The organism is Corallococcus sp. AS-1-12, assembly GCF_020036995.1.
In the GTDB taxonomy this organism is placed as follows: Bacteria; Myxococcota; Myxococcia; order Myxococcales; family Myxococcaceae; genus Corallococcus.
Genome location: NZ_JAIQDD010000057.1, coordinates 1 through 14,329, shown reverse-complemented (window position 1 = coordinate 14,329; position 14,329 = coordinate 1). Strand labels below are relative to the sequence as shown.

General features: G+C 73.9%; 3 protein-coding genes. All 3 read left to right on the top strand.

The features are described from left to right. Positions 1–495 (top strand): phosphopantetheine-binding protein (locus tag K8556_RS38155; protein WP_223745063.1); only part of this gene is annotated, 495 nt, incomplete at its 5' end. Next, positions 488–5,002: a type I polyketide synthase gene (locus K8556_RS38150; protein WP_223745062.1), complete on the top strand. Its 4,515-nt coding sequence runs from the start codon at positions 488–490 to the stop codon at positions 5,000–5,002. The genes K8556_RS38155 and K8556_RS38150, both read left to right, overlap by 8 nt. Before the next feature lie 6 nt (positions 5,003–5,008). Beyond that, on the top strand, positions 5,009–14,329 hold a 9,321-nt coding region (locus K8556_RS38145; RefSeq protein WP_223745061.1), incomplete at its 3' end, for a non-ribosomal peptide synthetase.

Below are 14,329 nucleotides of genomic sequence, written 5' to 3'. Positions count from 1 at the left end.
TTCCTCGAGCAGCGCCTCCCCTCCTTCATGGTCCCCTCCGCCTTCGTCCTCCTGGACGCGCTGCCCCTCACGGCCGCGGGCAAGGTCGACCGCAAGGCGCTGCCTGCTCCGGACGGGTTGCGGCTGGGCTCCCAGGAGGGCTACGTCGAACCGGGCACGGAGCTGGAGCGCGCCATCGCACGCATCTGGCGGGAACAGCTCCGGGTGGACCGCGTCGGTCGCGACGAGCGCTTCTTCGACCTGGGCGGCAACTCCCTGTCCATCGTCCAGGTCCACGGCAAGCTTCGCGGGGTCCTGGGACTCGACGTCGCGCTGGCGGACCTCTTCCAGTACCCCACGGTGGGGTCGCTGGCCACGCACCTCTCGAACACCCACGAGCGCCCCTCCACCGAGGAGAAGGGCCAGCGCCGCGTGCAGGCCCGGCGCGAACGTGCCGGACAGCGCAGGCCGGCGCGCACCCAGCGCACTCCCAACGAGGATGAGACCGATGAGTGACACGCAGCCGGCCCGGCACGAGGGCATCGCCATCATCGGCATGGCGGGCCGCTTCCCCGGCGCGCCCGACCTGGAGACCTTCTGGAAGAACCTGCTCCACGGCGTGGAGGCCCGCACCGTCCTTGACGACGAGGCGCTGGAGGCGGCGGGCGTCGCGAAGGAGCTGCGCGCCCAGCCGCACTACGTGCGCTCCGGCTTCTTCCTGGACGGCGTGGAAGAATTCGACGCCGGGTTCTTCGGCCTGACGCCGCGCGAGGCGGAGCTCTTGGATCCGCAGCAGCGCTTCTTCCTGGAGTGCGCCTGGGAGGCCCTGGAGCGCGCGGGCTACGCCAGCGGCGCGGAGGACCTCTCCGTCGGCGTCTTCGCGGGCTCCAGCGCCAGCAGCTACCTCCTGTCGAACCTGCTGTCGCGGCCGGAGCTGGTGCGCACCGTGGGCGCCCAGGCGCTCACGCTGGCCAACGACAAGGACTACCTGGCCACGCGCGCCTCGTACCTGCTGGACCTCAAGGGCCCCAGCCTCACCGTGCAGACGGCGTGCTCCACGTCGCTGGTCGCGGTGCACCTGGCGTGTCAGGCCCTGCTCAATGGCGAGATGGACCTGGCGCTCGCGGGCGGCGTCTCCATCCCCGTGCCCCACCGCGTGGGCTACCTGCACCAGCCGGGCTCCATCGCCTCGCCGGACGGGCACTGCCGCGCCTTCGACACGGAGGCGCAGGGCACCGTCGCGGGCTCCGGCGTCGGGCTGGTGGTGCTCAAGCCGCTGGAGCGGGCGCTCGAGGACGGCGACACCGTGCTCGCGGTCATCCGAGCCTCCGCGCTGAACAACGACGGCGCCACCAAGGTGGGCTTCACCGCGCCCAGCGTGGAGGGCCAGGCGGCCGTCATCCACGAAGCGCTGGCCATGTCGGGCCTGACGCCCGCGGACATCCAGTACGTGGAGGCCCACGGCACCGGCACCGCGCTGGGCGACCCCATTGAAATCTCCGCGCTCAACCAGGCCTTCGAGAGCCGCCCCGCCTCCGCCGGCCCCTGCGCGCTGGGCTCACTCAAGCCGAACATCGGGCACCTGGACGCCGCCGCGGGCGTCGCGGGGCTGATGAAGACGGTGCTCGCGCTCCAGCACGGCAAGCTCCCCCCCAGCCTCCACTTCAAGCAGCCCAGCCCGATGGCGGACTTCGCGCGCGGCCCCTTCCAGGTCGTCACCGAGGCGCGCGACTGGGCACCGGCCCCCGCGCCCCGGCGCGCGGGGGTCAGCTCCTTCGGGATGGGCGGCACCAACGCGCACGTCGTGCTGGAGCAGGCGCCGGAGCCCGAGCGCCCGGAGAACACACGCCCCTGGCACGTGCTGATGCTTTCGGCCCGCACGGAGCAGGCGCTGGACGCGGCCACGGACCAGTTGGCGGCGTGGATGGACGGCCACCCGGACGTGGCGCTGGCCGACGTGGCCCACACGCTCCACGCGGGCCGGCGGCGCTTCGAGCACCGGCGCATCCTGGTGTGCCAGGACGCGGAGGACGCGCGACAGGGGCTCACGTCACGCGACGCGCGGCGGCTGCTCACCCTCCAGTCCCAGGGCGCGGACAGCCCCGTGGTCTTCCTCTTCCCGGGCCAGGGCGCTCAGCACGCCCGCATGGGCCAGGGCCTGTACGACTCCGAGCCCGTCTTCCGCAAGCACGTGGACCGCTGCTGCGAGGCGCTGAAGCCCCACCTGGGGCTGGACCTGCGCGGCGTGCTCTACCCCTCCGAAGGACACCAGGAGCAGGCCCAGGAGCGGCTGCGGGACACGGCGCTCGCGCAGCCGGCGCTGTTCGTCACGGCGTACGCGCTCGCGCGCCTGTGGATGTCCCTGGGCGTCCGCCCGAAGGCCATGCTGGGCCACAGCGTGGGCGAGTACGTCGCGGCCTGCCTCGCGGACGTGATGTCGCTGGAGGACGCGCTCGCGCTGGTGGCGGCTCGCGGCAGGCTCATGCAGTCGCTGCCCGGGGGCGCCATGCTGTCCGTGGCGCTGGGCGAGGGGGCCCTGAAGCCGCTGCTCGGGGACACCCTGTCGCTGGCGGCCATCAACGCGCCCTCGCTGTGCGTCGCCTCGGGCCCCGTGCCGGAGGTGGAGGCGCTGGAGTCACGGCTGCGCGAGCGCGGCGTGGAGCACCGCCGGCTGCACACCTCGCACGCGTTCCACTCGTCGATGATGGCCCCCATCCTCGATGCGTTCGAGGCGCGCGTGCGCCAGACGCGGCTGTCGCCTCCGAAGCTCCCCTACCTGTCCAACGTCACGGGCGCCTGGGTGACGGAGGCGCAGGCCACGGACCCGCGCTACTGGAGGGAGCACCTGCGCCAGCCGGTGCGCTTCGCGGACGCGATGGGCGCGCTGCTCCAGGAGCCCGAGCGCGTTTTCCTGGAGGTGGGCCCCGGCCAGACGCTGGCGCTGCTGGCCCGGCAGGCGGGGCCCCTCGCGGTGGGGCGCGTGGTGCTCACCTCCATGCGGCGGCCCCAGGACACCGCGCCGGATGTCGCGGTGCTGCTGGAGACCGTGGGACGCCTGTGGATGGCGGGCGCGCGGCTGAAGCCGGACAAGCTCCACGGCTCGACGCGGCGGGTGCCCCTGCCCACGTATCCCTTCCAGCGCCAGCGCTATTGGATCGACGCGGGCACGGGCCTCGCGGCCGTCGCGGAGCCCCGGAGCGCCTCCGCGCGCAAGGACGCGGCGGACTGGTTCTACCGGCCGGTGTGGAAGCGGGCCCTGCCGCCCACCCGCCCGGCCGCGGCGGAGCCTGGGCGGTGGCTGGTGCTGCTCGATGACGCGGACCTGGGCGCACGGCTCGCCACGCACCTGGTGAACCAGGACGAGGACGTGGTGACAGTGACGCCGGGCGCGGACTTCCTCCGCCAGGGGGAGCGCCACTACACGCTCGACGCCCGGCAGCCCGGGCACTTCGCGGCGCTCATGGCCGCGCTCACGGCGGACAGCGGCATCCCCCGGCGCATCGTCCTGGCCTCGGGGCTGGGCCGCGACACGGACGGCCTCGCGGGCTTCCACGGGGTGCTCGGCCTGGCGCGGGCGCTGCTGGCGCACGCGGACGCGGGCCCGTTCGAATTGAACGTGCTCACCCGGGGCGCGCAGGACGTCACGGGCGGCGAGCCGCTGGAGCCGGCCCGGGCCACCGTGCTGGGCGCGTGCAAGGTGCTGCCGCAGGAGGAGCCCGGGCTGCGATGCCGGGTCATCGACGTGGTGCCGCCCGATTCCGGCGGCTCCGAGGAGGAGCGGCTGGTGGCCCGGCTCGCGGAGGAGCTCCGCGCGCCGATGGAGGCGATGGCGGTGGCCTACCGCTCGGGCCAGCGCTGGCGGGAATCCTTCGAGCCCGTGGCCCTGCCCGTCCCCGCGGCCCGTCCGGCGCTGCTGCGCGAGCGCGGCGTCTACCTCATCACCGGGGGCCTGGGCCGCATCGGCCTGGCCCAAGCCGAAGCGCTCTTCCAGCACGCGCGGGCCCGGCTGGTCCTGGTGGGCCGCACCGCCATGCCGGAGCGCTCCGGCTGGGAGGAGTACGTCCGCGGCCACGACGCACGGGACGGGCAGCGCCAGACGCTGGAGCGGCTCCTGTCGCTCGAGCAGCGCGGCGCGGAGGTGCTGCTGGTGAGCGCGGACGTCACCCGGCGGCAGGAGCTGGACGCGGCGGTCGCGGCGGCGCTGGCGAGATTCGGCGAGCTCCACGGCGTCATCCATTCGGCCGGCAGCGTGGGCGGGCAGACCTTCCTGCTCGCGCGGGAAGCGACCCTGGAGCAGTGCGAGGAGCAGTTCCAGGCGAAGGTCCACGGCACCCGGGCCCTGCACGAGGCCCTGGCCCACCTGCCGCTGGACTTCGTGCTGCTGCAGTCCTCGCTGTCGTCGGTGCTCGGCGGCCTGGGGTTCAGCGCGTACGCGGCGGCCAATGCGTTCCTGGACGCCTTCGCGGCGGCGCGCTCACGCACCGGCGGCACGCCGTGGCTGAGCGTGAACTGGCCCGGCTGGCACGCGGGGGAAGGGGCCCACGCCGAACAGGCGGTGTCCTTCGCCGAGGGGCTCGACTGCTTCCTGCGGCTGCTGGACGCGCCCGCGTCCGCGCGCTGGGCCGTCAGCACCACGGACCTGACCGCGCAGGCCACGCGCTGGCTCCAGTCCGCGGCGCCGCCCGCGCCCAGGAAGGTGGGCGCCCGGCACCCGCGCCCGGTCCTCGCCAACCGCTACGTCGCGCCGCGCGACGACGTGGAGCAGGCCCTGACCACGTGCTGGGAGGAGCTGCTCGGCATCGACGGCATTGGCGTGGAGGACGACTTCTTCGAGCTGGGCGGCCACTCGCTGCTGGGCACGCAGGTGCTGTCGCGCGTGCGCGAGCTGTACCGGGTGGACCTGTCCCTGCGCGGCCTCTTCGAATCCCCCACCATCGCCGCGCTCGCCCTGGGCATCGTCAAGCACAAGGCCGCGGCGGCGGACGCACAGACGCTGGAAGCCCTGCTGGCCGAGTTGGAGTGAACGGACATGAGTGACATCGACCAGCGGATCGCCAGCCTGCCTCCGGAGAAGCGCGCGCTGCTGCTCAAGCGGCTCGCGGAGAAGGAGGCCGCCCAGGGCGGCGCGAAGGCCGCGGCGCCCGCGATGCCCGCGCGCGACCCGTCCCTGCCCGCGCCCCTGTCCTTCGCCCAGCAGCGGCTGTGGTTCCTGGAGCGGTTGCAGCCGGGCACGGCGCTCTACAACAACCCCGCCGCCTTCCGCATGAGCGGCGCGGTGGACGTGGCCGCGCTCGAAGATGGCCTCGCCCAGTTGGTGCGGCGTCACGAAGCGCTGCGCACCGTCTTCACGGAGCGGGACGGACAGCCCTTCCAGGTCATCCTGCCGTCGCTGGAGCCGAAGGTCGCGCTCGTGGACCTGCGCGAGCTGCCAGGGCCCGAGCGCGAGGCCGAGGCGCTGCGGCGGGCACAGGAGGAGGCCCAGCGTCCCTTCGACCTGGAGCGCGGCCCGCTCCTGCGCGTGGGCCTGCTGCGGCTTTCGGAGCGTGAGCACCTGCTGCTGCTGACGATGCACCACATCATCTCCGACGGCTGGTCGCTGGAGGTGCTGGTCCGCGAGGCGGTGGCCTTCTACGCCGCGCGGCTCTCGGGAGCGCCCGCCGCGCTCGCGCCCCTGCCGGTGCAGTACGCCGACTTCGCCGCGTGGCAGCGCGGCTGGCTCCAGGGGGACGTGCTGCGCACGCAACTGGATTACTGGAAGCAGCGGCTGGGCGGAACGCTCCCCATCCTGGAGCTGCCGTCGGACCGGCCGCGTCCGGCCGCGCTCACGCAGCGGGGCGCCACCCACTCCTTCCTGTTGCCCACCCCCACGCAACGCAAGCTGGAGGCCCTCTGCGCCCAGGAGGGCGTGACGCAGTTCATGGCGCTGCTGGCGGTCTTCAAGCTGCTGCTCGCGCGCCACGCGTCCCAGGAGGACCTGGTGGTGAGCACGCCCATCGCCGGCCGCAACCGGCGGGAGACCGAGGGGCTCATCGGCTTCTTCATCAACACGCTGGTGCTGCGCACGGACCTGTCCGGAGACCCCACCTTCCGCGAGCTGCTCCGCCGCGTGCGGGAGTGCTGCCTGGGGGCCTATGCCCACCAGGACCTGCCCTTCGAGACGCTGGTGGAAGCGCTCCAGCCGGAGCGTCACCTGAGCCGCACGCCGCTCTTCCAGGTGATGTTCAACCTGCAGAACACGTCCCCGGCCCGGGAGGGCCTCGCGGGCCTGACGCTCAGCCCCCTGGACCTGCATCCGGGCACGTCGATGTTCGACCTGAGCCTGTCGCTGGCCCCGCATCCACGGGGGCTGACCGGGCTCTTCGAGTACAGCACCGACCTCTTCGACCCGGACACCGTCGCGCGGCTCGGTGAGCGCTACCTCGCGCTGGTGGAGGGCCTGGTGGCCGACCCGTCCAGGCGGGCGTGGGCGCTGCCCCTGATGGGAGAGGCGGAGCGGCGGCGGGTGGTGCGCACGTGGAGCAACGCGGACGCGCGGCCCGCGCGGGAGACGTGCCTGCACACGCTCTTCGAGGAGCAGGTGGCGCGCACCCCCGACGCGGTCGCGCTCGTCTTCCAGGAGCGCTCGCTCACGTACGCGGAGCTGGACGCGCGCTCCCGCCAGCTCGCGGGGCACCTGCGCAAGCTGGGGGTGGGCCCCGACGTGCGCGTGGGCCTGTGCCTGGAGCGCTCGCCGGAGCTCATCATCGGAATGCTGGGCATCCTCCAGGCGGGCGGCGCCTACGTGCCCATGGACCCCGCGCTGCCCGGGGGACGGCTCGCCCTGCTGCTGGAGGACAGCGCCGCGCCGGTGCTGCTGACCCAGCAGCGGCTGCTCTCGCGGCTGCCCGCCCATGCGGCCCGGGTGCTCTGCCTGGACTCGGACTGGGAGCGCATGGCGAGCGGGCCCGGGGACACGCGCCCCTCCGGCGTCGGCCCCGGCCACGTCGCCTACGTCATCTACACCTCCGGCTCCACCGGCAGGCCCAAGGGCGTGCTCATCGAGCACCGCGCGGCCAGCACCCTGGTGACCGCCGAGACGCCCCTCTACGGAATCGGCCCGGGCAGCCGGATGCTCCAGTTCGCGAACGTCAGCTTCGACATCTCCGTGGAGGAGATCTTCACGGCGCTGACCTCGGGCGCCACGCTCTGCCTCGCGCCCGCGGACGCGCTGGCCCCGGGCCGGCCGCTCCAGGAGCACCTGAGGGAGGCCGCCATCACCGTGGTGAGCCTGACGCCCGCGGTGCTCGCGGCGACGCCCTCGGAGGACCTGCCCGCGCTGCGCGTCGTCATCTCCGGCGGCGAGGCCTGCCCCCCGGAGCTCGTCGCGCGCTGGGGAACGGGGCGCCGCTTCTTCAACACCTACGGCCCCACGGAGGGCACGGTGGTGGCGACGCTGACGGAGTGCGTCGCGCGGGACGAGGTGCCGCCCATCGGCCGGCCGCTGGAGCACGTCGAGGTGTACGTGCTCGACGCGCGGCTTCAGCCGGTGCCTCCTGGCGTGCGCGGAGAGCTGTACCTGGGCGGCGCGGGCCTGGCCCGGGGCTACCTGGACCGGCCGGCGCTGACCGCCGAGCGCTTCATCCCGCACCCCTTCGCCACGGCCGCCGGACAGCGGCTGTACCGCACGGGGGACCTGGTGCGCTTCCGCGATGACGGGCAGCTCGCGTACCTGGGCCGCGCGGACACGCAGGTGAAGGTGCGTGGCTTCCGCATCGAACCGGGCGAGGTGGAAGCCGCGGTGCGCGGCCGCCCGGAGGTCCAGGACGCCTGCGTGGCCGTCCGCGAGGACGTCCCGGGCGACAGGCGGCTGGTGGCCTACGTCGTCCCCGCGCCCGGCCAGCCGCTGGACGCCGCCGCGCTCCGCCGCGCGCTGAAGGACGCGCTGCCCGACTACCTGGTGCCGTCCGCCTTCGTCGCGCTGGACGCCCTGCCGCTCACGCCCAACGGCAAGCTGGACCGCGCCGCCCTGCCCGCGCCGGTCCAGGGCGCGGCGCGCGAGCGCGAGTACGCCGCGCCCCGCACCGACGTGCAGCGCCAGCTCGCGGACGTGTGGTCGGAGCTGCTGCGCGTGGAGCGCGTCGGGCTGCACGACGACTTCTTCGAGCTGGGCGGCCACTCGCTGCTCACCACGCAGGTCCTGTCGCGGATCCGCAAGGTCTTCCAGGTGGAGCTGCCCCTGCGCGAGCTGTTCGACGCGCCCACGGTGGCGGGCCTGTCCGTCGCCGTGGAGGCCGCCATCGCCCGGGGCCAGGGCGTGCACCGGCCGCCGCTGGAGCGCACCCCGCGCGAGGCGCGGCTGTTGCCCTCCTTCGCCCAGCAGCGGCTGCTCTTCCTGGAAGAGCTGGAGCCGGACAGCCCGCTCTACAACATCCCCGCGGTGGTGCTGCTGGAGGGAGCGCTGGACGCGGGAGCGCTCGAACGCGCCCTGTCCGAGGTGCTCCGCCGTCACGAGTCCCTGCGCACGACCTTCCACGTGGATGACGCCGGGCCGTTCGTGCGCGTCGCGGCCAGCGCGCCTCAAGCCCTGGAGCAGGTGGACCTGGGCCCCCTGCCCGAAGCGGAGCGGCTGCCGGAGGCCCTGCGGCTGGCGCAAGAGGAGGCCCAGCGCCCCTTCGCGCTGGCCACGGGTCCGCTCCAGCGCGCGCGCCTGATGCGGCTGGAGGCGCGGCGGCACGTGCTGGTGCTGACGATGCACCACATCGTGTCCGACGGCTGGTCCATGGGCCTGCTCGTGCGGGAAGTGGGCGCGCTGTACGCGGCCTTCCACGCGGGCCAGCCCTCGCCCCTGCCGGAGCTGGCGTTCCAGTACGCCGACTTCGCGGCGTGGCAGCGCGGCTGGCTGCACGGTCCGGCGCTGGAGGCGCAGCTCGACTGGTGGCGCGGGCAGTTGTCGGGAGCAGCTCCCTTCCTGGACCTGCCCACGGACCGGCCGCGTCCCGCGACCCAGACCTTCCGGGGCGCCACCGTCCCGGTGCGCATGCCCCTGGCGCTGGCCCTGGCCGTGCGCGAGCTGTGTCAGCGCGAAGGCGTCACGCCCTTCATGCTGCTGCTGGCCGCCTTCCAGGTGCTGCTGCACCGGTACTCGGGCCAGGACGACATCAGCGTCGGCTCGCCCATCGCGGGCCGGAACGTGGCGGAGTCCGAAGAGCTCCTGGGCCTGTTCGTCAACTCCCTGGTGCTGCGCGCGCGGCTGGGGGAGGCCACCACCTTCCGCCAACTGCTGGCCCAGGTGCGGGAGACGACGCTGGGCGCCTATGCGCACCAGGACCTGCCCTTCGAACGGCTCGTGGAAGCGCTCCGCCCTGCGCGCGACCTCAGCCGCCCGCCGCTCTTCCAGGTGATGTTCGTCCACGACCAGGACGCGCAGCGGGAGCTGGCGCTGCCGGACCTCACCCTGCGCCCGCTGGGCGTCGAGCAGCGCACGTCCAAGTTCGACCTCACGCTCTTCCTGTCCGTCACGCCGGACGGCCTGAGCGGCGCGTTCGAATACAACGCGGACCTCTTCGACGCCTCGACGCTCGAACGCATGGCCGGGCACCTCCAGCACCTGCTGGGCGCCGCCGTCGCGCAGCCGGCCCTGCCCCTCTGCCACCTGCCCCTGCTTCCGGAGGCGGAGGCGCACCAGGTGCTGCGCGGCTGGAACGCCACGCACGCGGCCTTCGCGGGCGAGGACTGCCTCCACCACGCCATCGAGGCCCAGGCCCTGCGCACGCCGGACGCGCCCGCCGTCCTGGACGACACGCGGACGCTCACCTTCCGGGAGCTGGACGCGCACGCCAACCGGCTCGCCCGGCACCTGATGCACCAGGGCGTGGGGCCCGAGGCCCGCGTGGCCCTGTGCATGGAGCGCGGCGTGGACCTGGTGGTGGCCGTGCTGGCCATCCTCAAGGCGGGGGGTGCGTACGTCCCCATCGACCCGGCCTATCCCCGGGAGCGCCAGGACTTCGTGGTGAAGGACAGCGGGGCGCGGCATGTCGTGACCCAGGCGCACCTCGCGGCGCGCTTCGACGCTCCGGGGGTGGCCGCGCTGTGCCTGGACGCGCCCGCCGTGCGGGAGGCCCTGGGCCGCGAGAGCGGGCTTCCTCCGCCGCGCGTGAGCCGGGCGGAGCACCTGGCCTACGTCATCTACACGTCGGGCTCCACCGGCTGGCCCAAGGGCGTGATGATCCAGCACGCGTCGGTGATGAACCTTCGCGGCGCGCTGGCGGACACCGCGCACGCGGGCACCCGGGGCCCGCTGCGGGTCACCCTCAACGCTCCGCTGGTCTTCGACGCCTCCGTGCAGCAACTGGTGCAACTGGCGGACGGACACGCGCTGTGCGTCGTGCCGCAGGAAGCCCGCGCGGACGCGGCCCTGCTGGTGGCGTGGCTGGAGCGCCACGCGGTGGACGTGCTGGACTGCTCGCCGTCACACCTGCGCCTGCTGCTGGAGGAGGGCCTGGGCGCGAAGCGTCCGCTGCGCGTGCTGGTGGGCGGAGAGGCCGTGGACGCGGCGCTGTGGGCGACGCTGGCCGCGCATCCCCGCATCGACTGCTTCAACGTCTACGGCCCCACCGAGTGCACGGTGGACTCCACCTGCCGCGCGGTGCGGGGCACGGAGCGCGCCACGCTGGGCGGCCCGCTGGCCAACGCGCGCGCCTACGTGCTGGACGGGCACCTGCGGCCCGTGCCGGTGGGGGTGCCAGGGGAGCTGTTCATCGCGGGCGCGGGCCTGGCCCGGGGCTACCTGGGCCGGGCGGACCTCACCGCCGAGCGCTTCCTGCCCCACCCCTTCGCCACGCTCCCCGGTGAGCGGCTCTACCGCACCGGCGACAAGGCCCGCTGGCTTGCCACGGGCGAGCTGGACTTCCTGGGCCGCGTCGACTTCCAGGTGAAGCTGCGCGGCTTCCGCATCGAGCTGGGCGAAATCGAAGCGGTGCTCGCGCGGCACGCCGCGGTGGGCAGGGCCGTGGTCGCGGTGCGCGAGGACTCGCCGGGCCACCCGAAACTGGTGGCCTACGTCGTCCCGGCCCCGGGCCAGCAACCGGCCCTGGCGGCCCTGCGGGAGCACGCGGAGCAGCGGCTCCCGGAGTACATGGTCCCCACGGTGTACGTGACGCTGGAGTCGCTGCCGCTCACCGTCAACGGCAAGGTGGACCGCCGCGCGCTGCCGGCCCCCGGACCCGTCACCGTCACGAGGGCCACCCCGCAAGCGCGGACGCCCGTGGAGCACGCGCTGGTCGCCGTCTGGGCCTCCGTGCTCCGGCGCGAGGACATTGGCATCCACGACAACTTCTTCGAGCTGGGCGGAGACTCCATCAGCAGCATGCAGGTCAGCAGCCGCGCGCGTCAGGCCGGCCTGCGCGTCACCCCCAAGCAGCTCTTCCGGCACCAGACCATCGCGGAGCTGGCGCGGGTGGTGACCCAGGGCGCGTCCCGCCCGGATGAACAGGGGCCCGTCACCGGCCGCGTGCCGCTCACGCCCATCCAGCACGCGTTCTTCCAGCAGGGCTCCCCGGAGCCCCACCACTTCAACCAGTCCGTGCTGCTGGAGCCCCGGGAGCGCCTGGACGCCGCGCGGCTGGCGCGGGCGCTGGGCCACGTGACGCGGCACCACGACGCCCTGAGGACGCGCTTCACCCGCACGGCGGAAGGCTGGGAGCAGCACGTCGATGGACCGGACGCCACGGCGGCGCTGAGCCAGGTGGACCTGTCGCACCTGCCCGGGGACGCGTGGAGCCCCGCGCTGGAGCAGGCGGCGGCCACCGTGCAGCGCGGGTTCGGGCTGTCCCACGGCCCGCTGCTCCATGCCGCCCTCTTCGAGCGGGGCGAGGGCCAGTCCCAGCGGCTGCTGCTGGTGGTGCACCACCTGGTGGTGGACGCGGTGTCCTGGCGGTACCTGCTGGAGGACCTGGAGACGGCCTACCAGCAATTGGGCCGGGGCGAGCCCGTGGCCCTGCCGCCCAAGACGACGTCCTTCAAGACCTGGGCGGAGCGGCTGGAAGCCCACGCGCGCTCGGAGGCCCTGGAGCGCGAGCTGCCGTTCTGGCTTTCGGGTCCGGCCTCCGCCGCGCGGCCGCTGCCCGTGGACAGGGCCGGGGACAACACGCTGGCGTCGGCGCGCACGCTCACCGTGTCGCTGGAAGCGGAGGAGACGCGCGTCCTGCTCCAGGAGGCGTTGGCCACCTTCCACACGCGGGTGGACGACGTGCTGCTCACCGCGCTCGTCCTCGCGTTCGCGCGGTGGACGGGGCACTCCCGCCTCCAGGTGGACCGGGAAGGGCACGGCCGCGAGGAGCTCTTCGACGACGTGGACCTCTCCCGCACCGTGGGCTGGTTCACCGCGATGTCGCCCGTGTCCCTGGAGGCCGCCCCCGCCGAATCGCCGCTCCTCACGCTGCGCCGGGTGGGCAAGGCGCTGAAGGCGGTGCCAGGGAAGGGGCTGGGCCATGGCCTGCTCACGTTCCTGCGCGGGGGCGAGGCGTCGCGGCGGCTCCAGTCCCGGCCGCGCGCCCAGGTGCTCTTCAACTACCTGGGGCAGTTGGACACGCTCGCGTCGGGCACGGCCCTGTTCGCGCTGGCCTCCGAGCCGAGCGGCCCCGCGCAGAGCGACCAGGGTCCGCGCTCCCACCTGCTGGAGGTGAACGGGGGCGTGTTCCAGGGCCGGCTGGAGCTGTCCTGGACGTACAGCGAGAACCTGCACGAACGGGGCACCATCGAAGCGCTGGCCCGGGGCTACCTGGAGGCCCTGCGCGCGCTGCTCGCGGAGCACCACGCGCAGCGCGCATCCCGCCTGCCCCGGGTGGACCTGTCGCTGTCGGAGCTGGACCGGCACGTGCTGGAGCGGGTGCTGGAGCGGACCCCCGACCTGGAGGACCTCTACCCGCTCTCGCCCGTGCAGGAGGGCATGCTCTTCCACGCGCGGCTCAGCCCCGAATCGGGCGTGTACTTCGAACAGCTCGCGTGGACGTTCCGGGGCCCGGTGGACATGCCCCGGCTCCAGCGCGCCTGGCGCGAGCTGGTGGAGCGCAACGCCATCCTGCGCACCACGTTCCTCTGGGAGTCGGTGCCGCAGCCGCTCCAGGCCGTGCGCGCGAAGGTGGAGCTGGAGTGGGCGGAGCACGACTGGCGCGGGCTCGATGCCACCCAGCAGCAGGCGCGGCGGGAGGCCCTGCTGGACGAGGACCGGGCCCGGGGCTTCGACCTGGTGCGCACGCCGCCGTCCCGCGTGGCGATGGTCCGGGTCGCGGAGAGCGAGTGGCGCTGCCACTGGAGCTTCCACCACCTGCTGCTGGACGGCTGGAGCGTGGGGCTGCTGTTCGATGAGCTCTTCGCGCTCTACGACGCGCTGGAGCAGGGAGCGCCGCTCCAGCGCGAGCGGGCACCGGAATACCGGGGCTACATCGCCTGGCTGAAGCAGCAGGACCTGGGCGAGGCCGAGTCCTGGTGGCGCCGGACGCTCTCCGGGTTCGCCACGCCCACGCCGCTGCCGGAGTCCACCGCGGCGGTCCGCGAGAGCGCGGGCGTGCCCGCGGTGAAGGAGCTGAAGCTGCGGCTGCCTGACGCGATGACGGAGTCGCTCCAGGCCTTCACCCGCCGCCACCGCGTCACGCTCAACACCCTGGCGCAGGCCACCTGGGGACTCGTGCTCGGCCGCCAAGCGGGCGTGGACGACGTCGTCTTCGGAGCCACCGTCTCCGGCCGTCCCCCCGCGCTCGCGGGCGTGGAGGGGATGGTGGGCATGTTCATCAACACGCTGCCGGTGCGCGTGCGCCTCCCGTCGCAAGAGGGCCTGCTGCCGTGGCTCCGGCAACTCCAGGAGCAGCAACTGGAGCAGCGCCAGTTCGAGCACAGCCCGCTCGTGCAGGTGCAGGGCTGGAGCCAGGTGCCACGCGGCACGGCGCTCTTCGACAGCATCCTCGTCTTCGAGAACTACCCGCTGGCCGCGGAGGTGATGGAGCAGGCCCAGCGGCTGGAGATGGATGACGTCGAGCTGCTCGACCGGACAAACTACCCGCTCTCCGCTTGCGTGATGCCCCAGGACGCGACGGTGCTGATGCTGTCGTACGACACGGAGCGCTTCAGCGACGCGACCATCCAGTTGCTGCTGGGCCAGTGGCGCACCGCCCTGGAAGAGCTGCTGGAGGCGGCCCCCGGCGGCCTGCTTTCGGACCTCACGCTGCTGGCGCCCGGCGAGCGCCAGCGCATGCTGGTCGACTGGAACGACTCGCACGTCGCCTTCGTCCAGGACACCTGCGCGCACCACCTCTTCGAGGCCCAGGCCGCGCGCACCCCGGACGCTCCCGCGCTGGAGTGCCAGGGCACCACGCTC

What these genes read in the sequence shown, in the direction of transcription:
- K8556_RS38150 (WP_223745062.1), top strand. Translation starts at nt 488, where the DNA reads ATGAGTGACACGCAGCCGGCCCGGCACGAGGGCATCGCCATCATCGGC.